The sequence below is a fragment of the Curtobacterium sp. NPDC087082 genome, assembly GCF_044745045.1.
GTDB lineage: Bacteria > Actinomycetota > Actinomycetes > Actinomycetales > Microbacteriaceae > Curtobacterium.
In genome coordinates this window covers 703,779-725,867 of the sequence record NZ_JBIUZN010000001.1, presented here as the reverse complement: position 1 = coordinate 725,867, position 22,089 = coordinate 703,779, and the positions used below count along the sequence as shown (strand labels likewise).

18 protein-coding genes are annotated in these 22,089 nt (G+C 71.1%); 10 read left to right on the top strand and 8 right to left on the bottom strand.

The genetic code is table 11. The annotated features are described in order from the left end of the window. Nucleotides 1–26: 26 nt before the first annotated feature. From ACIPEP_RS03450 to ACIPEP_RS03425, 6 genes are all read right to left on the bottom strand, one after another. Nucleotides 27–905: a cation-transporting ATPase gene (locus ACIPEP_RS03450; RefSeq protein WP_402716506.1), complete on the bottom strand. Its 879-nt coding sequence runs from the start codon at nucleotides 903–905 to the stop codon at nucleotides 27–29. A gap of 96 nt (nucleotides 906–1,001) precedes the next feature. Then, nucleotides 1,002–2,261 (bottom strand): D-arabinono-1,4-lactone oxidase, encoded by a 1,260-nt coding sequence (locus tag ACIPEP_RS03445; RefSeq protein WP_402716505.1) that lies wholly within the window; start codon nucleotides 2,259–2,261, stop codon nucleotides 1,002–1,004. Nucleotides 2,262–2,271: 10 nt separating this feature from the next. Next, nucleotides 2,272–3,813: an L-arabinose isomerase gene (araA, locus tag ACIPEP_RS03440; RefSeq protein ID WP_402716504.1), complete on the bottom strand. Its 1,542-nt coding sequence runs from the start codon at nucleotides 3,811–3,813 to the stop codon at nucleotides 2,272–2,274. Next, nucleotides 3,810–4,508, bottom strand: a complete 699-nt coding sequence (locus ACIPEP_RS03435) for an L-ribulose-5-phosphate 4-epimerase (RefSeq protein WP_402716503.1) — start codon at nucleotides 4,506–4,508, stop codon at nucleotides 3,810–3,812. The genes araA and ACIPEP_RS03435 overlap by 4 nt, the downstream gene beginning before the upstream one ends. Then, nucleotides 4,505–6,238 (bottom strand): xylulokinase, encoded by a 1,734-nt coding sequence (locus ACIPEP_RS03430; protein ID WP_402716502.1) that lies wholly within the window; start codon nucleotides 6,236–6,238, stop codon nucleotides 4,505–4,507. The genes ACIPEP_RS03435 and ACIPEP_RS03430 overlap by 4 nt, the downstream gene beginning before the upstream one ends. A gap of 301 nt (nucleotides 6,239–6,539) precedes the next feature. Further along, nucleotides 6,540–7,589: a LacI family DNA-binding transcriptional regulator gene (locus ACIPEP_RS03425; protein ID WP_402716501.1), complete on the bottom strand. Its 1,050-nt coding sequence runs from the start codon at nucleotides 7,587–7,589 to the stop codon at nucleotides 6,540–6,542. Between the two features lie 165 nt (nucleotides 7,590–7,754). Between ACIPEP_RS03425 and ACIPEP_RS03420 the strand changes: the two genes are divergently transcribed. The 4 genes from ACIPEP_RS03420 to ACIPEP_RS03405 all read left to right on the top strand — a co-directional run bounded on the left by ACIPEP_RS03420 (nucleotide 7,755) and on the right by ACIPEP_RS03405 (nucleotide 13,022). Further along, nucleotides 7,755–9,731 carry a glycoside hydrolase family 127 protein gene (locus tag ACIPEP_RS03420; RefSeq protein WP_402716500.1) on the top strand — a complete coding sequence of 659 codons (1,977 nt, stop codon included), beginning with the start codon at nucleotides 7,755–7,757 and terminating at the stop codon, nucleotides 9,729–9,731. A gap of 4 nt (nucleotides 9,732–9,735) precedes the next feature. Beyond that, nucleotides 9,736–11,043 carry a sugar ABC transporter substrate-binding protein gene (locus ACIPEP_RS03415; protein ID WP_070418199.1) on the top strand — a complete coding sequence of 436 codons (1,308 nt, stop codon included), beginning with the start codon at nucleotides 9,736–9,738 and terminating at the stop codon, nucleotides 11,041–11,043. Nucleotides 11,044–11,114: 71 nt separating this feature from the next. Next, nucleotides 11,115–12,065 (top strand): carbohydrate ABC transporter permease, encoded by a 951-nt coding sequence (locus ACIPEP_RS03410; protein ID WP_070418198.1) that lies wholly within the window; start codon nucleotides 11,115–11,117, stop codon nucleotides 12,063–12,065. A gap of 3 nt (nucleotides 12,066–12,068) precedes the next feature. Beyond that, complete coding sequence (locus ACIPEP_RS03405) at nucleotides 12,069–13,022, top strand: carbohydrate ABC transporter permease (RefSeq protein WP_071295577.1); 954 nt, start codon at nucleotides 12,069–12,071, stop codon at nucleotides 13,020–13,022. Nucleotides 13,023–13,298: 276 nt separating this feature from the next. Here ACIPEP_RS03405 and ACIPEP_RS03400 read toward each other — a convergent pair whose 3' ends face one another. Then, complete coding sequence (locus ACIPEP_RS03400; RefSeq protein WP_402716499.1) at nucleotides 13,299–14,348, bottom strand: substrate-binding domain-containing protein; 1,050 nt, start codon at nucleotides 14,346–14,348, stop codon at nucleotides 13,299–13,301. Nucleotides 14,349–14,527: 179 nt separating this feature from the next. Between ACIPEP_RS03400 and chvE the strand changes: the two genes are divergently transcribed. From chvE to mmsB, 3 genes are all read left to right on the top strand, one after another. Next, on the top strand, nucleotides 14,528–15,658 hold the full coding sequence (gene chvE, locus ACIPEP_RS03395; RefSeq protein WP_083295236.1) for a multiple monosaccharide ABC transporter substrate-binding protein: 1,131 nt from the start codon (nucleotides 14,528–14,530) through the stop codon (nucleotides 15,656–15,658). Nucleotides 15,659–15,764: 106 nt separating this feature from the next. Next, nucleotides 15,765–17,318 (top strand): multiple monosaccharide ABC transporter ATP-binding protein, encoded by a 1,554-nt coding sequence (gene mmsA / locus ACIPEP_RS03390; protein WP_070418195.1) that lies wholly within the window; start codon nucleotides 15,765–15,767, stop codon nucleotides 17,316–17,318. Then, nucleotides 17,305–18,486: a multiple monosaccharide ABC transporter permease gene (mmsB, locus tag ACIPEP_RS03385; protein ID WP_229086009.1), complete on the top strand. Its 1,182-nt coding sequence runs from the start codon at nucleotides 17,305–17,307 to the stop codon at nucleotides 18,484–18,486. Before mmsA ends, mmsB begins: the two co-directional genes overlap by 14 nt. A gap of 67 nt (nucleotides 18,487–18,553) precedes the next feature. On the opposite strand, the gene ACIPEP_RS03380 is transcribed toward mmsB, so the two are convergent. Beyond that, nucleotides 18,554–19,894 (bottom strand): alpha-amylase family glycosyl hydrolase, encoded by a 1,341-nt coding sequence (locus ACIPEP_RS03380; RefSeq protein ID WP_402716498.1) that lies wholly within the window; start codon nucleotides 19,892–19,894, stop codon nucleotides 18,554–18,556. Between the two features lie 66 nt (nucleotides 19,895–19,960). On the opposite strand from ACIPEP_RS03380, the gene ACIPEP_RS03375 reads away from it, so the two are divergent. From ACIPEP_RS03375 to ACIPEP_RS03365, 3 genes are read left to right on the top strand one after another with little or no spacing between them, the layout of a single operon-like run. Further along, nucleotides 19,961–20,359: a DUF3253 domain-containing protein gene (locus tag ACIPEP_RS03375; RefSeq protein WP_070418193.1), complete on the top strand. Its 399-nt coding sequence runs from the start codon at nucleotides 19,961–19,963 to the stop codon at nucleotides 20,357–20,359. 1 nt (nucleotide 20,360) lies between these two features. Beyond that, nucleotides 20,361–20,951: a hypothetical protein gene (locus tag ACIPEP_RS03370; RefSeq protein WP_402716497.1), complete on the top strand. Its 591-nt coding sequence runs from the start codon at nucleotides 20,361–20,363 to the stop codon at nucleotides 20,949–20,951. 8 nt (nucleotides 20,952–20,959) lie between these two features. Continuing rightward, the gene (locus ACIPEP_RS03365; RefSeq protein ID WP_402716496.1) at nucleotides 20,960–22,060 is read left to right on the top strand and encodes an SDR family oxidoreductase; all 1,101 of its coding nucleotides are present in this window, start codon (nucleotides 20,960–20,962) and stop codon (nucleotides 22,058–22,060) included. Nucleotides 22,061–22,089: the final 29 nt, after the last annotated feature.

Sequence of the window (22,089 nt, the reverse complement as noted above, 5' to 3'; positions counted from 1 at the left end):
CAGAACGGTCACCGCTGACCACCCGATCAGCGGTCGAACAGCCCGCCGAGGAAGTCGTTGCCGAGGTTCGACGCCTGCTCGCCGAGCCCACCGAGCAGCTGCTCGCCCTCGCCCGCGAGTCCCTCGACACCACCGCCGAGGTCCCCGAGTCCGAGGTCGCCGATCCCGGCGGCGATGCCCTCGAAGTCGACGCCGAGGTTCGCGGCCTCGGCCAGCACCGGCCCCGCGGCCGCGCTGAGCACCGCACCACCGGCGACCGCCGCACCCAGACCGCCGAGCGCCATCGCACCGGCGCCGACCGCTGCCCCGCCGGCGAACGCTCCACCGCGGCCGCGCCCCGCCGATCCGCCGCCGCCCAGGACGCGTCGGACGAGTCCGGGCCGAGCGACCTCGCCGCGGGTCATCGCGCGGGCCATCCCACCGGCGGAGTCGTCGCGGAGGTGCTCGTGCGGCGGCAGCTCGGAGTTCAGGCGGTTGCGGATCTGCTGGCGCTGCGCGGGGGTGAGCCGGGCGAAGGCGTCGTGGTGGACCTGCTCGAGCTGCTCCGGCGGGGCGGTCCGCAGCAGGTAGTCGTACTTGGCGATCGCGACCTGGTCGGAGTCGGCGGCCCCGTGCTGCTGGTGGCCGTGCTGCTGCTGGCCGGGCGCCTGGCCGTACGGCTGCTGCTGGCCGGGCGCCTGGCCGTACGGCTGCTGCTGCCCGTACGGCTGCTGGTGCCCGTGCTGCGCCTGCTGGTTCCGGTCGTCCCCGGTCAGCTTGTCCGCCGCGCTCCGGACGATGCCGCGCCAGTCCGTCCCGCCCTGCTGCTGCCCGGCGCCGGCCGCGGGTCCCGCCTGCCCGCGCTTCTGGAGCTGCTTGTCGATGACCTTGCCGGCCATGCCGATGATGCGGTTGAGGTTCGCCATGCCCCAACCTTTGTGATCGCACATGTGAGCACTCAGGAACGCCCCGGTGGATCGGCCGGAGATGTCATCCGAAGCCCCTGGGAGCGCCGACCCCGGTCAGTTCAGGATGCGCGCGAGGAACGCGTTCCGGAACCGTCCGGTCGGGTCGAGGTCACGGGCGAGCGCCGCGAAGTCGGACAGCCGCGGGTACACCTCGTGCAGCCGCTCGGAGCTAGCCGCCGACACCTTCCCCCAGTGCGGGCGGGCGTCGAACGGCGCGAGGACGTCCTCGATCCGCTCCACCGCGGCTGCCACCGCGCTCACGTCCCGCCGGAACGTGAAGTGGATGCCGACCGACTGCCGCTCCGAGGACGGTGCGAGCCACGCGGTGTCGGCGGCGATCGTCCGGACCTCGGCCGCGATGAGGATCGGCGCGAACAGCGACTCCAGGGGTCGGAGTGCCTGCAGTGCGTCGACCGCGGAACCGGCCGGCAGCAGGTACTCCGCCTGGATCTCCGCCCCGGTCGACGGCGTGAACGAGGACCGGAAGTGCGGGAGTCGCTCGGACCAGGGCCCCGGCACGCCGCCCTGCTCGGTGACGCCGGCGGGGTCGTTCTCCCCCGGGTGCACCGGACCGTCGGCGGGACGGGCGCCGAGCGCGACGAGGTCGACGGCCGGTGCCGGTTCGCCCACGCGGTGCTTGACCCAGACCTGCCGGGCTCCGCGGTCGTCGAACGAGGTGAACAGCGACACCGAGTACACGTCCGACACGACCTCGTCGAAGTGCTCCGCGACGGCGTCCCACGGCAGGTCGAGGTGCACGGTCGTGGCGACCTGGAAGGTGGGCTCGATCGCGAGCTCGACCGCGGTGACGACACCGAGCGCGCCGAGCGCCACCCGGTGCGCGTCGAGGGAACCGTCCGGTGTCGACGCATCGACGAACGCCAGGTCTCCGGAAGCACGGACGATCTCGAGACCGACCACAGCCTGCGCGAGCGACGGGTTGCGGACGCCGGAGCCGTGCGTGCCGGTGGCGACCGCGCCGGCGGTGGAGATGTGCGGCAGGGAGGCGAGGTTCGCGAGTGCCCAGCCCCGCGCCTCCAGGCCCGCGGCCACCTGGCTGTGGATCATGCCGGCGGCGACGCGCACGACCCGCCGGTCCTCGTCGATGTCGAGCACCGGCGGCAGGTCCGCCAGCGACACCTGGAGCGCGTCGGTGTCGGCGATCGTGTTGAACGAGTGCCGTGACCCGAGCGCCGTCAGGCGCGGCGTCGACGCGACGAGCTGCTGCAGCTCGTCGACCGACGTCGGGCGCGCCAGGCCGGACGCCCGGTAGGTGACGTTGCCCGCCCAGTTCGTCCGCGTCGTCGCGCTCACGGTCACGAGCCTAGAACCCCCGGTCGAGACGGTGCCACGTCTGCTGGAGGCGCAGCTCGTCGCGGAACCCGCGCTCGGTGGTGTGCTCGTCGATGACGAGGAACTCCGTGCCGACCATGGTCGCGAAGTCCTCGACCACCTGCAGGCCGACGGCCGTCGTCATGACGGTGTGGTGGGCGGCGCCGGCGGTGAGCCAGGCCTCGGCGGCGACGGGGAACGACGGGCGCGGCTCCCAGACGGCGCGACCGACGGGCAGCTTCGGCAACGCGGCGGTCGGCGGCACGACGTCCACGACGTTCGCCGTGAGGCGGAAGCCGTCGCGGGTGTCGGAGAGGGCGACCACGACGGCCTCGCCGGCGTCGGCGGTGAAGACCAGGCGCACCGGGTCGTCCTTGCCGCCGATGCCGAGCGGGTGGATCTCGAGCGTCGGCTTCGTGGTGGTGAGGGTCGGCGAGACCTCGAGCATGTGCGCGCCGAGGATCTTCTCGGCACCCGGCGTGAGGTCGTACGTGTAGTCCTCCATGAGCGACGCGCCACCGGGGAGGCCGGCGCCGGCGACGTTCATCGCACGGACGAGGACGGCGGTCTTCCAGTCGCCCTCGGCACCGAAGCCGTACCCGTCGGCCATCAGGCGCTGCACGGCGAGGCCGGGCAGCTGCTTGAGCGTGCCGAGGTCCTCGAAGTTGGTGGTGAAGGCGGCGGACCCGTTCTGCGCGAGCAGGGTACGGAGGCCGATCTCGATGGCGGCACCGTCGCGGAGGGACTGGTGGCGGTCACCGTCGTCACGGAGCGACGGGTCGACGTCGTAGTCCTGCTGGTAGGTCGCGACGAGCGCATCGACCGCTGCCGTGTCGGCTTCCGCCGAGGCGACCGCCTCGGCCAGCTCGTTGACGGCCCAGGTGTTCACCTGCACGCCGAGCTCGATCTCCGCCTCGGTCTTGTCACCCTCGGTGACCGCGACGTACCGCATGTTGTCGCCGAACCGGGTGAGCTTGAGCTCCCGCACGGCCGCGGCACCGGCGGCGGCGCGGGTCCAGTTCGCGACCCGCTGCTGGACGCGGGGGTCCGAGACGTGCCCGACGGCGGTGGCGTGCCGGACGCCGAGGCGCGCCAGGGCGTACCCGAACTCCCGGTCACCGTGCGCTGCCTGGTTGAGGTTCATGAAGTCGAAGTCGATGTCCGCCCAGGGCAGTGTGACGTTCGCCTGGGTGTGCAGGTGCAGCAGCGGCTTCGTGAGCGCCTGCAGGCCGCCGATCCACATCTTCGCGGGGCTGAACGTGTGCATCCACGTCGTCACACCGATGACCTTGTCGTCCGCGCTGGCCTCGATGAGGGCGCGCCGGATGCCGTCGGCGTCCTTGAGCACGGGCTTCCAGACGAGCTTCACCGGCACGTGCGGTGCCAGCGTCTCGTGCACGTGCTTGCTCTGCGACTCCACCTGGCGCAGAGTCTCCTCGCCGTACAGCCCCTGGGACCCGGTGAGGAACCAGACCTCGTAGCCCGCCAACGTCTCGGCGGGGTCGACGACGTGCGTCGCGGTGTCGTGGGTCACTGGAGTGCTCCTTCGGGGGTCTGTCCGTAGACGTTCTGGTAGCGATCGAAGAGTCGGTCGATGTCTGCTTCGGCGATCGGGACGACGTCCCCGCCCTGCTTCGCGATGTGCACGGTCCGGGCGACGTCCTCGCACATCACGGCGGCCTTCACGGCGTCCTTCGCGTCGCGGCCGATCGTGAAGACGCCGTGGTTCTGCATGAGCACCGCACGCGAGCGGTGGCCGGCGAGGGTCTCGACGATGCCGTGTCCGATCGAGTCGTCGCCGATGATCGCGAACGGCCCGACCGGGATCGGTCCGCCGAACTCGTCCGCCATCGCGGTGATGACGCACGGGATGGGCTCCGCCCGTGCCGCCCACGCCGTCGCGTACGTCGAGTGGGTGTGCACGACGCCGCCGACCTCCGGCATGTTCCGGTAGACGTAGGCGTGCGCGGCGGTGTCGGAGCTCGGCCCGTGGCTGTTGTCCCAGCCGTCGGCCGGCACCCCGTCGAGCGTGCAGACGACCTGGTTCCCGGGGGTCAGGTCGTCGCTGGACACGCCGCTCGGCTTGATGACGAAGAGGTCCGTGCCCGGCACCCGCTCGGAGACGTTGCCGCCGGTCCAGATCACGAGGCCGTAGCGGACGAGTTCGCCGTGCAGGCGGGCGACGCGTTCGCGGGTGGCGGCGACGGCCTGCTGGGTGTCGGTGGTCATCGGGTCGGCTCCTTCTCGGCCTGGAGGCGCGGCTCGCCTGCCGTCGTCGGCTCGGCTCCGGGGGTGGTCGCGCTGGCGCTGGTGTCGGTGCTTGCGGGGGTCGCTTCGGGGCGGGTCGCGGCGGCGGCGACGTCCTGGACGGGCAGTGCCCGCCGGTAGCGCTCGAGGTACGTCTGGAACCCGTCGACGTCGGCCGGCTCGGGCTCGGCCACGTGCACGGCGTCACCCCCGAACACCGTGTCGGCGAGGAAGTCCGCCAGGTGCTGGTCGGTGTGCTCGAGGTAGGCGGCGAGCACCGCGATCCCCCACGCACCGCCCTCGCCCGCAGTCTCCTCGAGCGCGACGGGCACGCGGAGGGCGGCTGCGAGCAGGCGTTGCGGTGCGCCGGGCGTCCGGAAGAGCCCGCCGTGGGCCGTCATCCGGTCGACCTGGACCTCCTCGCCGTGCAGGACGTCCATGCCGATCGCGAGGGTGGCGAAGGCGCCGTGCACCTCGGAGCGCACGAGGTTGCCGAGCGTGAAGCGTGCGTCCGGGGTCCGGAGCAACAGGGGGCGGCCGTCCTCGACGTGCGTGACCGGCTCCCCGGCGAGGTAGTTGAAGGAGAGCAGGCCGCCGGCGTCGGGGTCCGCGTGCTCGGCCTCGGCCAACAGCGTCGCGTAGACGGTGTCGATGTCCGGTGCCGTGCTGCCGGTGCGCTCGCTCGCGGCCTCGGCGAACCGGCCGAACACGCGCGCCCAGCTCGCGATCTCGCTCGCACCGTTGTTGCAGTGCACCATCGCGACGGCGTCCCCGGAGGGCGTGGTGACGACATCGAGCTCCTCGTGCGGGGTCGAGAGCGGGTGCTCCAGCACGACCATCGCGAAGATGCTCGTGCCGACGCTGACGTTGCCCGTGCGTGGTGCGACGGCGTTCGTCGCGACCATGCCCGTGCCGGCGTCGCCCTCGGGCGGGCAGAGGGGAACGCCGGGGAGCAGGGTGCGGGAGGGGTCGAGCCACGCGGCGCCCTCGGGGGTGAGGGCTCCCGCGTCGTCCCCGGCGACGAGCACCTCGGGCAGGAGCGCCCGGAGGTCCCCGACCCCGATCTGGTCCTCGGCCGTCCGGAGCATCGCGCCGTCGTAGTCGCGCGTGCCCGGGTCGCCCGGTCCGCTGTCCGCCGGGGTGCTGTCGATCGGGAAGACACCGCTCGCATCACCGACGCCGAGCACGTCCCGCCCCGTGAGCCGTCGGTGCACGTACCCGGCGAGGGTCGTGACGCTCGCGAGGTCGGCGACGTGCGGCTCGTCGTCGAGGACGGCCTGGTACAGGTGCGCGATGGACCAGCGCAGCGGGATGTTGAACCCGAGGGCATCGCTGAGTCGTTCGGCGGCGGGGCCGGTCGAGGTGTTGCGCCAGGTGCGGAACGGCACGAGCAGCTCGCCCGCGGCGTCGAACGCGAGGTAGCCGTGCATCATCGCGCTCACGCCGGCGGCGCGGTAGGTCGTCGGGGTGACGCCGTACTGGGCCTCCACATCGGCCACGAGGGCGGCGTAGGCCGCGCGGAGTCCGGTCTCGACGGCCTCGAGCGAGTACGTCCAGCGCCCGTCGACGAACTCGTTCTCCCACTCGTGGGCGCCCGCGGCGACGGGGACGAGGTCCTCGTCCACGAGGCACGCCTTGATGCGGGTGGAACCGAGCTCGATCCCCAGCGTGGTGCGGCCGTCCACGACCTGCTGCCTGCGGTCGTCGCCCATGCGTTCCTCCAGAACCTCGTCGTCCTCCGTGAGCGCTCACATCCTGGCACGTGAGCGCTCACTCCCGCAACGCCGCCACGCCCGCGCCCGCCCAGGTCGCACGAACCGCCGCTCGCCGCCACCCGCCGCCGCCCGCCCGCGCTCGGCGAGGTCGCACGAACTGCCGCCCGCCGCCGCCCGCCCGCGCTCGGCGAGGTCGCACGAACTGCCGCTCGCCGCCGCCCCGAACGGCACGTCGTGCGACCTGACCGACCAGGCCACGGCGAGTCGTGCGACCTCGGCACGCGGACCCGCGCGGGTCCTACGCGCCGACGGTGCTCTCGCGGACGACCAGGGCCGGGGTCACGGTCGCGGACGCCGCAGCGCCCCCGTCGATGAGGTCGAGCAGCGCCCGACCAGCAACGCGCCCGAGCTCCTCGAGGCGCAGGTCCACCGTGGTCAGCGGCGGCCGGCTCGCGAGCGCCATCACGTCCCAGTCGTCGAACCCGGCGACCGCGACGTCGTCCGGCACCGACAGCCCGAGCTCCCGCAGCCGGTCGCACACGCCCCGCGCGATCTGGTCGCTGCCGCAGACGATCGCGTCCACGCCGAGCGCACCCGACCCCGACGCCACCCCGGCCCCGGTCCCTGCCGACGCGAGCCCCACGCCCCGAGCCAGCACGTCCACCGCCTGCCGCCCCCACCGCTCCGACCACTCGCCGTACAGCGGTTCGGCCACGAGGCTCGCACCGAGCACCTCGGTGGCCCCGGACACACGCCGGACCGCCGACCGGTGCCGCTCGGGCCCCGTGACGATCGCCACCCGCCGTCGCCCGGTCGACAGCACGTGCGCGGCGACGGCCGCCGACCCGGCGGCGTCGTCGAGCGTGACCGACACGTCGTCCGGGTCGGTCGAGGGCGTGAACGCGTACACGACCGGGATCGGCACGTCGATCGGCGGCCGGGCGTCGGCGGAACGGCCGGTCACGATGATGCCGTCGACCCCGCGGGCGGCGAGCGAGCGGAGGTAGTGGGCCTCGCGGACGTGGTCGTCGCGGGTGTCGCACAGCAGCACGGCCATCTGCCCGGCGGAGAGGGCGTCCTCAGCGCCGAGGAGCACCGGGATCGAGAACCGGCCGAACGAGTCCGTCGTGATCATGCCCACCGTGTAGGTCCGTCCCGAGGAGAGCGCGCGGGCCCGGGCGTCGCCGACGAACCCGAGCTTCTCGGCGGCGTCCTTCACCCGCGCGCGCGTCGACTCCCGGAGCTGCCCGGTGCCGTTCAGTGCCTTCGAGGCGGTGCCGATCGACACGCCGGCGAGCGCCGCCACGTCGGTGATCCGGACGGTCCGCCCAGCGCGCTCCAGTGTCACGGCAAACCCCTTTCCGGATGCGGGAAACTGACCATGACTATACGCACGATGTGAGAAGACGCCCTTGCGCGCCTCCAGGTCGTGTCGTAACGTCCTCCGCAGAAACCGTTTTCCGGAACCAGCACGGAACCGGACCCGGCCTGAGTCACATCGCAAGGAGGCGACATGACCACCACGCTCGCGACCGACAGCCGCGCGCACACCGCGACCCCGGTCTTCCCGACCGCGGACGCGCACCTGACGCTTCGACCGCTGCCCACGGGCGACGCCCGGATCACGGGCGGCTTCTGGGCCCTCCGACAGGAGCGGAACGGCCGCGACGCGGTCCGCGGCGGGTACGCCCTGCTCGAGGCTGCCGGGAACTTCCGGAACCTCCGCATCGCCGCCGGTCTCGAGGAGGGCGACGCGACCGGCCCGATCTTCATGGACTCCGACGTCACGAAGTGGCTCGAGGCGGTGGCGTGGGAGTACGGCCGAGCCCCCGCCGATGACCTGCTGGAACTCCAGCGCGAGGTCACCGCCCTGTACGCCCGGGCGCAGGCCGACGACGGCTACCTCGACTCGGTGCAGCAGATCCGCGGGAAGGGCGAGCGGTACACGGACCTCAAGTGGAGCCACGAGATGTACTGCGCCGGACACCTGTACCAGGCGGCCGTGGCACAGCACCGCGCGACCGGCGACACCGGGCTGCTCGACGTCGCGATCAAGAACGCGGACCACCTCGTCCGCACGTTCGGCGACGGCCCCGGCAAGGTCCGCGACGTCGACGGCCACCCGGTGGTCGAGATGGGCCTCGTGGAGCTCTACCGCGAGACCGGCACCCGCGAGTACCTCGACCTCGCGCACTGGTTCGTCGACGCCCGGGGCACCGGCATCATCGAGCGCGCCGGCGGCGAGCCGACGTACTTCTCCGACCGGGTCCCGAGCCGGCAGGCGACGACCGTCGAGGGCCACGCGGTCCGCGCCGTGTACCTCGCAGCCGGCGCCGTGGACGTCGCGATCGAGACCGGCGACACCGAGCTCCTGACCGCGAGCGAGACGCAGTTCGCGGACATGATGGCCACGAAGGCGTTCATCACCGGCGGCCTCGGTGCGCGCTGGGACTGGGAGGCGTTCGGCGACCCGTACGAACTCCCGACCGACCGCGGGTACGCCGAGACCTGCGCGGCCATCGGCGGGATCCAGTGGGCCTGGCGCCTGCTCCTCGCGACCGGGAAGCCCGTGTACGCCGACGCGATCGAGCGCCTGCTGTACAACGCGTTCCTCGCGGGCGTGAGCCTCGCCGGCACCGAGTACTTCTACGTCAACCCGCTGCAGCAGCGTGACCACGCGCACCAGGACGAGAACCGCTCCCCCGCGCACGGCCGCCGCGGCTGGTTCGACTGCGCCTGCTGCCCGCCGAACATCATGCGGACGTTCGCGAGCCTCGACGGCTACCTCGCCACCGCGACCGACGGCGGCCTCCAGCTGCACCAGTACGCCACGGCCTCGCTCGGCCCGGTCGACGTCGAGACCGGGTACCCGCACGACGGCCGCGTGGTCGTCACCGTCACCGAGGACGGCCCGCTCGCCCTCGGCCTGCGGATCCCGTCGTGGTCGGACACCACGACGGTGCAGGGTCCGGACGGCACGGCCAGCCCCGCCGCGGGCACGCTGCACGTCATCGACCGCGAGTGGACGGCCGGCGACACCGTCGAGCTCGTCTTCGACACGACGCCGCACCGGTACGTCGCCGACGCCCGGATCGACGCCGCACGCGGGCAGGTCGCCATCGAGCGCGGACCGCTCGTGTACGCGGTCGAGCAGGCGGACCAGCAGGGCTTCACGGTCGACGACCTGACGGTCGACGCCGACGCGCCGATCACCGAGGAGCGCCAGGACGGGCTCCTCGACGGCGTCGTCACGCTGCGCGTCGCCGGACACGCCCCGGCCGAGCACGCGCAGGCAGCGTGGCCGTACCGCCGACTGGACGGTCCAGGAGGAACGGATCACGCAGGTGCGACGACCAGCGTCGACGACGCGGCCGGGTCCACGGCGGCCGCCACGCGCCTCCAGGACGTCACCGCCACCGCGGTCCCGTACTACGCCTGGGCGAACCGCGGAGCCGCGCCGATGCGCGTCTGGCTCCCGCTGGCGCGGTGACACGATGGACCGCAGAGCGTTCCTCGCCGGCGGTCTCGCCGGCGGGGCGGCCCTCGCCCTGGCGGGGTGCTCCGGCACCCTGCCGAAGGTCGACGCGCGCGTCGCGAGCTTCGGCCGGAACGCGACCGGCACCGTGCACGTCTGGTGCCGCTCCGCGACGCAGGCCGGACTGACGGCGGCGGTCGCCGGGTTCAACAAGGCGAACCCGAAGCTGCAGGTCGAGCTGACGCCGGTGCCGGACGGGCAGTACGTGACGAAGCTCGCGACCGCGATCCGTGGTGGTGAGCCGCCGGACGTCGTGGACATCGACGACATCAACTCGCAGCTGTTCATCTTCCGCGAGGCGTTCGCCGACCTCACCGACGTCGTGAAGGGGCTCGACTACTTCGACGCGATCTCGCCCGGCCACCTCCGGCTGCTCGAGTACCGCGACCGGTACTACGGGCTGCCGTACCTGGCGGACAACTCGCAGTTGTTCGTCAACACCGAGCTGTTCGACCGGGCCGGCCTCGACGTCGAGGACGCGACGAAGGACCTCGACTCACTGCTCGCCGCCGCGAAGGCGATCCGGAAGACCGGCGACGACGTGTACGGGTGGTCGATCTCGGGCAACGCCGCCGGCATCATCGGGTTCGTCACGCAGCCGCACGTCTGGGCCACCGGCGTCGACATGATGTCCGGCGAGGTCGGCAAGCAGACGGCGAACATCACCGGCAACGAGGCGCTCGAACGCATGCTCGAGTTCTACCGGCAGCTGTGGAAGGACGGCGTGCTGTCGAAGGCGACCTACGCGGACGCCGGGACCACGTGGGGCGCCGACTTCCGGGCCGGCAAGGTCGGCATCTTCCCGACCTCGTACGGTGCGACCGTGCCCGCCGCGACGAAGGCGATGCGCGCGAAGATGCAGACGGTGCTCATCCCGTCGTGGGACGGCAAGCGGTCGTTCTTCGACGGCGGCGACAACATGTGCATCCCGAACGGGGCGGCGAACCCGTCCGGGGGCTGGGCGTTCATGCAGTACGCGAACGGTCTGCAGCAACAGCAGGCGCTGCCGGACGGCGGGTACTTCCCGACCCGGTCCGACGCCGCGACACCCGCCTACCGGAAGAAGTACCCGCTCGCGTTCGGCCCGCTCGACGCGATCGAGAAGGGGTACGCGCCGCAGACGCTCGCGTACAACCTGCTCGTCAACCAGCCCTCGTCGCCGTACTTCGCGATGTTCCGCGAGGCGGTGTTCGGCTCGGGGGCCGCTGCGGCCATGAAGACGGCGCAGTCGGACTACACCCGCATCCTCGACCAGGTCCAGGCCTGAGCGACCGTTCGTTCGTTCGTTCGCTCGCTCGCTCGTTCGCTCGTTCGCTCGTTGCACAGAGAGGTGCAGACATGACCACCGTCTCCAACCGACGGACCGGCGCCGGCCGTCCGACCGTCGGCCGTGGCGTCAGCCGCCCGGGTCCGTCCCGGAACTCGCTCACGCACCCGCCGCGCACCGGCGCCGTGCTCGTCACCCCGGCGATCGTGTTCGTCGCGGTGTTCGTCCTCGCGCCGCTGGTGTTCGCGCTCTACATCTCGTTCACGAACTGGCCCCTGATCGGCCCGTACCGGTTCATCGGACTGCAGAACTACCTGACGCTGTTCCAGGACCCGACGTTCGTGCACGCCATCGGGTACACGCTGCTCTACACGGCGATCGTGACGGTGCCGATCCTGGCGCTCGGGTACTTCCTCGCCGTGCTCATCCGGGCCCGACGGCGCGGGTCGACCTTCCTGCGCACGGTGTTCTTCCTGCCGTACGTCGTCGGGCTGACCACGCTGTCGTTCATGCTCGTGCTCGAGGCGCAACCGAACTCCGGCGCGGTGAACATGGTGCTGCGCTGGCTCGGGATCACCGACGGCAGCACGGCGTGGCTCGTGAACGGCCCGCTCGCGACGCTGCTCATCTGCGTGCTCGTCGTCTGGGCGGTGTCCGGGCTGACGATGGTGCTCGTGATGTCCGCCATGCAGGGCATCCCCGACGAGGTGTACGAGTCCGCCCAGCTCGAAGGGGCCTCGTGGTGGCAGACCGAACGCCTCATCACGATGCCGATGATCCGCTCCACGCTCGCCCTCAGCGCGATCATCTCGGTCATCGGGTCACTGCTCGCGTTCAACCAGTTCTACATCCTGACCCAGGGCGGGCCGGGCACGGAGACCACGACGATCGTCAACGCGATCTACAACCGCGGCTTCGTGAACCTGCAGCTCGGCGCAGCGACCGCCGAGTCGATCGCCCTCGTCGTCGTCATCGCCGCCGTCACCGTGTTCCAGTTCTGGGCACTGCGAGAGAAGGACTGAGCCATGAGCACCACCGCTTCCCGTGCGGGCCTCGCGGCCCCGGACCTGTCCACCCGCACGCTCACCACCTCCGGCGACGGAGGCCGCCGTCGCCGCCACCAGGGCAGCGTGCGCCACCCGCGCGACACCGCCGTGAAGCGCACGCTGTACGTCATCGCCGGGGTCGGCGCGACGCTGGTGTTCGGCGTCCCGCTCATCTGGTCGATCCTGCGGGCCTTCCAGTCCGAGGCCGTCATCACGCAGGCGGCCGACCCGGCGACGTTCTTCCAGCTCGGCTGGCAGAACTTCGCCGCGGTCTTCAGCCCCTCGTCGCACCTGCTCACCGGCGTCGTGAACTCGCTCGTCGTGTCGATCGCCACGGCCGTCCTGACCGCCGTGATCGCGACGATGGCCGGGTACGGGTTCGCGCGATTCCGGTTCCGCGGTTCCGGCGTCGTCTTCGGACTGGTGCTGCTGACGATGATGGTGCCGTTCCAGGCGATCCTCACGCCGCTCTACCTCGAGATGAACGCGATGAAGCTCACGAACTCACTGCTCGGGCTCGTGCTCTTCTACACGACGGTGAACCTACCGTTCGGGGTGTTCGTGATGCGGAACGCGTTCGAGTCGATCCCGACGGAGCTCGAGGACTCGGCGTTCGTCGACGGCGCCTCGCGCTTCCGGGTCGTCGTGTCGGTGCTGCGGCCGCTGCTCCTGCCCGGTGCCGCGACGGCCGCGCTCTACGCGTTCCTGGCGTCGTGGACGGAGTTCCTCGGGGCGCTGACCTTCCTCACGAAGGACTCGCTCTACACGCTGCCCGTCGCGCTGCTCAACCTGCAGACCGGGGCGTACGGGCAGGTGTCGTACGGGAACCTCGTGGCGGGGTCGGTCGTGGCGATGATCCCGTGCATCGCGCTGTACGTCGGGCTGCAGCGGTTCTACGTCGCCGGGCTGTCGTCCGGCGCGCTGAAGGGCTGACGGTCGGCGCCGCCGCGCGGCGCCGTCCTCGCACCGTGCGGGGGCGGCGCTGCCGCGCGCCGGGCGGCGTTGCCGCGGGCCGGGGCGGCCCCGAGCGGGCGAAAAACGTCACATTCGGCCCGCACACCCGGCCTGTTCTGCCCGCTCGACGACGAACCGGCGGCGAGTCGTGCCCGCTCGGCGAACCCGCGAAGCTGCGCCGCGCCGCCGTGTTCCCGCGCCCGCACCCCGCGCCCCGCGCCCCGCGCCCGCGCCGCGTGCCCCGCGCCCCGCGCCCTACGCGCTCCGGCGCACCACGAGCTCGGGCACGAGCAACGTCTCGTCCCGCGGCTCCCCCTCGACGAGGGCCCGCACGGTGTCGAGCACCCGCTCCCCCATCGCCCGGAAGTCCTGCCGCACGGTGGTGAGCGGCGGCGTGAAGTGCGCCGCCTCGGGAACGTCGTCGAAGCCCACCACGGCGATGTCGTCCGGCACCCGCAGTCCCTCGTCGGCGAAGGCGTGCAGGACCCCGAGCGCCATCTGGTCGTTCCCGGCGAAGACCGCGTCGACCGTGTGCACGTCGATGGTCCGGGCAGCCGCGAACCCGCTCGCCGGGGTCCAGTCGCCGTCGAGCACCACGGGTTCGAGTCCGGCGTCGCGCATGATCCGCTCGTAGGTCACCCGGCGGACCTCGGACTCCTGCGAGACCGCAGGGCCGGCGATGTGCACGATCCGGCGGTGCCCGCGGGCGAACAGGTGCTCCATCACGAGCGAGGTCCCCGCCGCCTGGTCGATCGCGACCGCCGCGACGCTCGGTACCACCGGGGCCCTTGCCGCGTCCCGCTGCACGGCGTTCGCGACGACGACGGGCACCGAGACCGGGACGGTCAGCGAGGCGAGGGCGTCGAGCACCCGGTTGTCGGCGGCGACGAGCACGATGGCGGCGACGTCCTGGGCGAGCAGCGTCACGAGGGCGTTCGACAGGTCGACGGGGCGCGGGTCGTCGGGCAGCGTGGAGAGCAGGACGTGGTAGCCGGCGGACCGGGCTGCCCGCTCGAACCCGATGGCGGTGCTCGACGGTCCGTACAGCGCGTCCCCCGCGGTGATGATGCCGAGCGCCCGACTGCGCCCCCCGGCCAGCGCCCGGGCCGCGGCACGGGGCCGGTACCCGAGTTCGGTGACCGCGTCGGACACCTGGGCGCGGAACTGCTCGCGGACCGTCGGGTCGCCGTTGATCACCCGCGAGACGGTCTGGTGGGAGACGCCCGCGCGCTCGGCGACGTCGAAGATCGTGGGTGCCTTGCGACGTTTGCCGCCGGCGTCCCCGAGCGCGGTCGTGGTCGTCACGTCGCCAACCGTACCGCGCAGTCCGGCCGACGCGACAAGATCGCGAAACGGTCACGGTGAGTTGACACCCCGTCACGGAACCCCCAGTATGTGAGCGCTCACACGAGCAAATCCCTCGGGGCACAGCAGCCCCGGCACCGAGCGCGTCGACGTGGACGCGCAGGAACAGAGGTACTTCGATGATGAAGCGCAAGATCGTCGCGGGCGTCGCCGCCCTCGGCATCGCCATCGCACTCGCCGGCTGCTCCGCCGGCGGACGCGCGTCCACCGACGGTGGGAGCAGCAGCGGCGACAACAAGGGCGCCCTGGTGGGCGTCGCGATGCCGACCAAGGTCTCGGAACGCTGGATCAAGGACGGCAACGCCGTCAAGAGCGACCTCGAGAAGGCCGGCTACAAGGTCGACCTCGAGTACGGCGACAACAAGGTCCAGCAGCAGGCGCAGCAGGTCAGCAACATGATCACGAAGGGCGCGAAGGTCCTCATCATCGCGTCGATCGACGGCGGAGCGCTCTCCGACCAGCTCGACGCCGCCGCCAAGGCCGGCATCAAGGTGATCTCCTACGACCGCCTGCTCACGGGCAACAAGAACGTCGACTACTACGTGTCGTTCGACAACGAGAAGGTCGGCGTCGACCAGGCGACGAGCCTGCTCACCGGCCTCGGCGTGCTCGACGCGGACGGCAAGAAGACCGGCGAGAAGGGCCCCTTCAACATCGAGGTCTTCGCCGGCTCGCTCGACGACAACAACGCGGGCTTCTTCTTCGACGGTGCGATGAAGACCCTCAAGCCGTACCTCGAGGACGGCACCCTGAAGATCCAGTCCGGCCAGGACCAGCTCTCCCAGGCCGCGACGCAGCAGTGGGACCCGGCGACCGCCAAGGCCCGCATGCAGAACCTCATCGCGAAGTCGTACTCCGGCGGCACCACGCTGAACGGCGTGCTCTCGCCGTACGACGGCATGTCGATCGGCATCATCTCGGCGCTGCAGGGCGCCGGGTACGGCTCGAGCGACCGCCCGCTCCCGACCATCACGGGACAGGACGCCGAGCAGGCCAGCGTGAAGTCGATCATCGCCGGTCAGCAGTACTCGACCATCTACAAGGACACGCGCAAGCTCGCCAAGCAGTCGGTCACCATGGCCGAGGACCTGCTCACCGGCAAGAAGCCCGAGGTCAACGACACGAAGAGCTACGACAACAAGGTCAAGGTCGTCCCGACCTACCTGTTCCAGCCGACCGTCGTGACGAAGGACAACTACAAGGAAGTCCTCGTCGACTCGGGCTACTACACCGAGGCCGACCTCAAGTAGGACGCAACCCATCTGTCGGACTGGAGGCGCGGGTCGACCCCGCCCCGCGCCTCCAGTCCGTCACCACCCGCGCGCCCACGCGCGGACGACGAAAAGGCGGTCCCACATGGCGGACACCATCCTCGAGATGCGTGACATCACCAAGACGTTCCCCGGGGTCAAGGCGCTGCAGGGGGTCTCGATCGAGGTCGAGCGCGGCCAGGTCCACGCGATCTGCGGCGAGAACGGCGCCGGCAAGTCCACCCTGATGAAGGTGCTGTCCGGGGTCTACCCGCACGGCTCCTTCGACGGCGAGATCCTCATCGACGGATCCCCCGTGGAGTTCGGCGACATCAACGGCTCGGAAGCGGCCGGGGTCGTGATCATCCACCAGGAGCTCGCGCTCAGCCCGTTCCTGTCGATCGCCGAGAACATCTTCCTCGGCAACGAACAGTCGAAGGCCGGGTTCATCGACTGGAACAAGACGAACCTCGCGGCCGCCGAGCTCCTGCAGCGCGTCGGCCTCAAGGACAACCCGGTCACGAAGATCGTCGACATCGGCGTCGGCAAGCAGCAGCTCGTCGAGATCGCGAAGGCCCTGTCGAAGCGGGTGAAGCTCCTCATCCTCGACGAGCCGACGGCAGCGCTGAACGACGACGACTCGGCGCACCTGCTCGACCTCATCCGGTCGCTGCAGGCCGAGGGGATGACGGCGATCATCATCAGTCACAAGCTCAACGAGATCAAGGCGATCGCGGACAAGGTCACGATCATCCGCGACGGCAAGACCATCGAGACGCTCGACATGCACGCCGACGACGTCTCCGAGGACCGGATCATCCGCGGCATGGTCGGTCGCGACCTGTCGAACCGGTACCCGGAGCGCGAGGACCCGCAGATCGGCGAGGAGCTCCTCCGCATCGAGGACTGGACCGTCCACCACCAGCTCGACGCCTCGCGCGAGATCATCCACCAGGCGAACCTCTCCGTCCGCGCGGGCGAGGTCGTCGGCATCGCCGGGCTCATGGGTGCCGGACGGACCGAGCTCGCGATGAGCGTGTTCGGCCAGTCCTACGGCACCGGGATCAGCGGCACCGTGTACAAGCGCGGCGTCCCGATCAAGACCCACACGGTGTCGCAGGCGATCGACAACGGCATCGCCTACGTCACCGAGGACCGGAAGCGCTACGGACTCAACCTCATCGACGACATCAAGCGGAACATCTCCGGGTCGGCGCTCGGGAAGCTCGCGAACTGGGGCTTCGTCAACGCGTCCGAGGAGACCACCGTCGCCGGGCAGTTCCTCCGGAGCCTCAACATCAAGGCACCGAACGTCGACGTCGTCACCGGGAAGCTCTCCGGCGGCAACCAGCAGAAGGTCGTCCTGTCGAAGTGGATGTACGCCGACCCCGACGTGCTCATCCTCGACGAGCCCACGCGGGGCATCGACGTCGGCGCGAAGTACGAGATCTACACGATCATCAACCAGCTCGCGGACCAGGGGAAGGGGATCATCGTGATCTCCTCCGAGCTCCCCGAGCTCCTCGGCATCTGCGACCGCATCTACACGCTCTCCGAGGGCACGATCACCGCCGACGTGCCCCGCTCCGAGGCCACGCCCGAGGCCCTCATGCAGTACATGACCCAGGAACGGGAGACCCCTGTCAATGAACGCGCTTAAGTCCGCCGCCGGCTACCTCACCGGGCAGCTCCGACAGATCGGCCTGTTCATCGCGCTGATCGTCATCGTCATCTTCTTCCAGGTGACGACGAACGGCATCACCCTCGCCCCGATCAACGTCTCGAACCTGATCGTCCAGAACAGCTACATCCTCATCCTCGCCATCGGCATGGTGATGGTCATCATCGCCGGGCACATCGACCTCTCGGTCGGCTCGGTCGTGGCCTTCACCGGCGCCATGGCCGGTGTCATGATCACGCAGTGGGGCCTGCCCTGGCCGATCGCGGTCGTGCTCTGCCTGGTGGTCGGCGCCCTCGTCGGTGCCTGGCAGGGGTTCTGGATCGCCTACTTCGGGATCCCGGCGTTCATCGTCACGCTCGCGGGCATGCTCGCGTTCCGCGGTGCCGCGCAGATCGTCCTGCACAACCAGCAGATCTCGCCGTTCCCGGAGGGCTTCCGCTCCCTCGGCTCCGGCTTCCTGCCGTCGTTCGGCACCACCGGGTACGAGCCGCTCACGATGATCCTCGGCTTCGCGGCCGCGATCGTCCTCGTGATCACGGCCTTCCGCGGCCGGGCGACGCGCCGCAAGTACCAGCTCGAGAGCGAACCGTTCGCCTGGTTCATCACGAAGCTCGCCTTCACGGTCGCGCTCGTCATCTACGTGGCACTCCTGCTCGCGAGCTACAACGGCACCCCGATCGTGCTCGTCGTGCTCGGCGCCCTCGTGGTGATCTACTCGGTCGTCATGCGGAGCGCGGTGTTCGGCCGTCACATCTACGCGATCGGCGGGAACGCCCTCGCCGCCCAGCTCTCCGGTGTGAAGACGAAGCGGGTCACGTTCCTGCTCTTCGTCAACATGGGCGTCATCTCGGCCCTGGCCGGCGTGGTGTTCACCGGCCAGCTCAACCTCGCGGCTCCGGGTGCCGGCAACGGCTTCGAGCTCGACGCCATCGCCGCGGTGTTCATCGGCGGCGCGGCCGTCACCGGTGGCATCGGGACCGTGCCGGGAGCGATCGTCGGTGGTCTCATCATCGGCATCCTGAACAACGGCATGTCGATCCTCGGCATCGGGACCGAGTACCAGTCGCTCATCAAGGGCCTGGTGCTGCTCGCCGCCGTCGCGTTCGACGTGTTCAACAAGCGCCGGGCGGCGTCCGCGCGCAAGTAGCGCGGGCGCGCGTTCGCTTCGTGTGCAGAATTGGTCGGGTCCTGTCCGGGGACCCGACCATTTCTGCTCACGATCCGGAGAGCACGGCCCAGGCGGCGGCCTGGAGGCGCAGGGTCCCGTCCCCGAGGTCGGCTCCGCCCGCCTCGACGCGCGTCGCACCCGCTGTGGGCAGGTCGACGGGATCGGGCGACAGGTTCAGGGCGGTCACCACCGCCCGCTCCGCGGTCGCGGTCCGCAGCACGATCGCGGTGTTCGTCAGGTGGACGACGTCGGTGTGGGCGCGGTGCAGCCAGGGCTCACGGCGACGGAGGGCGATGAGCGCCGCGTACGCGTGCGTGAGCGCCACGGACTCGGGCGGAGCGGCCGGGAACTCCGGGCGGACGGCATCGTCCCCGCCGACGCGCTCCTCCTTCACCCCCGTCCAGCCGTACTCGTCACCGGCCCAGACGTTCGGGGTCCCGGCGACGGTGAAGAGGACGGCGGCGGTGTGCCCGGCGAACCGCTCCCCCACGGCGCTCGCGATGCGCGTCACGTCGTGGTTGCCGACGAACGTGCTCGGTGCCTGTGCGGCCAGCAGTTCGTCGTGCCGTTCGACGGCGTGGGCGAGCTCGAAGCAGTTCCGGTCGGCGATGCCGTGCCAGATGCCCTGCCAGAGCTCGTACTGCGTGGTGGAGTCGACCGTCGAGGCGCGGACGAACGCAGCCGTGTCGCCGTGGATGACCTCGCCCGTGAACCAGGCGTCCGGGAAGCGCTCCCGGACGCGCGGCAGCACCCGTGCCCAGAACGCCGTCGGTACCGCGTAGGCCGCGTCGAGTCGCCAGCCGTCGACGCCCCGTGCGAGCCAGTGCGTCATCACCTCGACGACGAGGTCCTCGGTGGCCCGGCTGCCGTGGTCGAGCGCGACGAGGATGTCGTGCCCTTCGAACAGTCCCACCGGCACGTCGTCGCCGGGCGACCAGCCTGCCCAGTCGATCGCGAACAGATCCGCCGTCGGTGCGTCCGGGCCCTGCTCCTCGACGGCGCGGAAGGCCGGGTGCTCCCGTCCGACGTGGTTGAAAACCCCGTCGAGCAGGACCCGGATCCCCCGGTCGTGCGCGGCCGTGACGAGCCGGTCGAAGTCGTCGTCGTCACCGAGCCGCGGGTCGATCCGGAAGTGGTCGACCGTGTCGTAGCCGTGCGTCGAGCTCGTGAAGACCGGACCGAGCAGCAGCCCGTTCAGCCCGAGGTCCACGACGTGGTCGAGCCAGGGCTCGATGCGGCCGAGCCGGTGGTCGACGGGGCGTTCGTCCACGGGGGTGTCCGGCCGGACGTCGGCACCGACGAACCCGAGCGGGTAGACGTGCCACCACATGACGTGCTCGACCCAGGCGGGCTCGGCGGGACGCTCGGGTGCGGTGTCGGTGTTCACCGACCCGATGCTGCCAGCCGTGCCTGGGCTGGGTGCGAGACCGGACAGCGGGGACAGGATGGTCGCATGGGACGAGCGATCAGGACCGAGGCGGACGCCGCCGCGAACGAGGCGGAGCACGCCGATCGGACGTGTGCCTCGTGCGGCCGCCGGATGCCCGGTTCCGCCGCCCCGGATGCGAAGTACTGCTCGGCCGCGTGCCGGAAGCACGGCGTGGACGAGACCGACCTCGCGCTCGAACAGCGCATCGACGAACTCCTCGCCGCACGGGCCCGCACGTCCAGCATCTGCCCGTCCGACGCCGCCCGGGCCCTCGACCCCGACGGCTGGCGTGACCTGATGGAACCCGCCCGGCGTGCGGCGCGGCGGATGATGTCCAGAGGCGAGGTCGAGATCACCCAGCACGGCAGCGTCGTCGACCCGTCCACCGCCAAGGGCCCGATCCGTATCCGCCGACCGCGCTGACATGGACGACCGCCTCATCACGGCCACCCGCCGCGCCGATCACCTCGCTGCCATCGGCGGCACCGTCATCGGCATCTCGCAACAGGCCGCCCTCGCCGGACTCTCCGTGTTGTGGACCGCACTCGGCGCCGTCGGGATCACCCGGCCCGCGGAACTCGTCTGGACGATCATCGCAGCGATCGGTGCAGTGCTCACCGTCACCGTGTGGATTCGTGCCCGCCGGACGGGGGCCTTGCTGCCGTTCTTCCTCACCGCTCCCGAGCGGCCGCTCGCGGTCCTCACCCCGGCGCAACGTCGCGAACTCCGACGGCAGTTGCGGCGACCGGGCACCGTCACGGAACCGTACGCGGGACTCGTCCGGAGCATGATCGACTGGCAGCGCCGCTCGTCGCGTGCCGCCGTCCCGGTGCTCGTCGGGGTGTTCCTCAGTCTGGTCGGGCTCTCCGGTTCGGTCGCGATGACCAACGGGACGGCTGGATGGTCCTTGATGGTCGGCCTCTTCGCCGTCGCGGTGTTCATCACCGTGGCCGGTCGCCTCGAATCGCGGCGTCAGTTGCTCGTCCGGGAACAAGCGCAGCACGACACGTGTTGAGCACCGGGATGACCCTCGACGACACCGCCGCACAGTCCCCCGACCGTCTCCGAGCCCTCGTGGTGGGTGCCAGCGGCATCACCGGATCGGCGCTCGTCTCGCACCTGCTCGACCTCGGGTGGGAGGTGATCGCGCTCTCCCGCCGGCCCCTCGCCCGCGACGGTGTCCGCACCGTGGCCGCGGACCTGCGGGACCCGGACTCACTGGGCACCGCCCTCGCCGACGAGCGCCCGACCCACGTCTTCTTCACCGCGTGGCAGCGGCAGGACACCGAGGCCGAGAACATCCGCGTGAACGGCGGCATGGTGCGCGACCTCCTCGCCGCCCTCGCCCACGCGCCGCTCGAGCACGTCGCCCTCGTCACCGGGCTGAAGCACTACCTCGGCCCGTTCGAGGCGTACGCCGCCGGCGAGATGCCCGACACCCCGTTCCACGAGGAAGAACCGCGCCTCGACACCCCGAACTTCTACTACGCCCAGGAGGACGAGCTCTTCGCCGCCGCCGACCGCCAGGGCTTCACCTGGTCGGTGCACCGCTCGCACACGGTGATCGGCCACGCGGTGGGCAACGCGATGAACATGGGGCTGACGATCGCGGTGCAGGCGACCCTGGCGAAGGAGCTCGGTCTGGACTTCGTGTTCCCGGGCAGCGAGGCGCAGTGGAACGGCCTCACCGACATGACCGACGCGGGCATCCTGGCCGAGCACATGGTCTGGGCGTCGACCACGCCCGAGGGCGCCGACGAGGCGTTCAACATCGTGAACGGCGACGTGTTCCGCTGGCGCTGGATGTGGCCCCGGCTCGCCGCCCACCTCGGTGTCGACCCGGCGCGGGTCGTGGGGTACGAGGATGCGACGCGTCCGCTCGAGGAGCAGATGGCGCCGCACGAGGCCGCGTGGGCCGACATCGCGGAGCGCCACGGCCTCGTCGAACCCGACATCGCCCGGCTCGCCTCGTGGTGGCACACTGACGCCGACCTCGGTCGCGCGATGGAGGTCGTCACCGACATGGGCAAGAGCCGCGACGCTGGGTTCACCGCCTTCCGTCGCACCGAGCGCGCCTTCGCCGAGCTCTTCGACCGCTACCGGGCCGACCGACTGATCCCCTGATCCGTACCCCGGTAGAAGCAATCGGGGGA

Coding starts and splice junctions, on each gene's coding strand:
- ACIPEP_RS03415 (WP_070418199.1), top strand. CDS start 9,736: ATGGACCGCAGAGCGTTCCTCGCCGGCGGTCTCGCCGGCGGGGCGGCC.
- ACIPEP_RS03435 (WP_402716503.1), bottom strand. CDS start 4,508: ATGACCACCGACACCCAGCAGGCCGTCGCCGCCACCCGCGAACGCGTC.
- ACIPEP_RS03405 (WP_071295577.1), top strand. CDS start 12,069: ATGAGCACCACCGCTTCCCGTGCGGGCCTCGCGGCCCCGGACCTGTCC.
- ACIPEP_RS03375 (WP_070418193.1), top strand. CDS start 19,961: ATGGGACGAGCGATCAGGACCGAGGCGGACGCCGCCGCGAACGAGGCG.
- ACIPEP_RS03370 (WP_402716497.1), top strand. CDS start 20,361: ATGGACGACCGCCTCATCACGGCCACCCGCCGCGCCGATCACCTCGCT.
- ACIPEP_RS03365 (WP_402716496.1), top strand. CDS start 20,960: ATGACCCTCGACGACACCGCCGCACAGTCCCCCGACCGTCTCCGAGCC.
- ACIPEP_RS03450 (WP_402716506.1), bottom strand. CDS start 905: ATGGCGAACCTCAACCGCATCATCGGCATGGCCGGCAAGGTCATCGAC.
- ACIPEP_RS03430 (WP_402716502.1), bottom strand. CDS start 6,238: ATGGGCGACGACCGCAGGCAGCAGGTCGTGGACGGCCGCACCACGCTG.
- ACIPEP_RS03420 (WP_402716500.1), top strand. CDS start 7,755: ATGACCACCACGCTCGCGACCGACAGCCGCGCGCACACCGCGACCCCG.
- chvE (WP_083295236.1), top strand. CDS start 14,528: ATGATGAAGCGCAAGATCGTCGCGGGCGTCGCCGCCCTCGGCATCGCC.
- mmsA (WP_070418195.1), top strand. CDS start 15,765: ATGGCGGACACCATCCTCGAGATGCGTGACATCACCAAGACGTTCCCC.
- ACIPEP_RS03410 (WP_070418198.1), top strand. CDS start 11,115: ATGACCACCGTCTCCAACCGACGGACCGGCGCCGGCCGTCCGACCGTC.
- mmsB (WP_229086009.1), top strand. CDS start 17,305: ATGAACGCGCTTAAGTCCGCCGCCGGCTACCTCACCGGGCAGCTCCGA.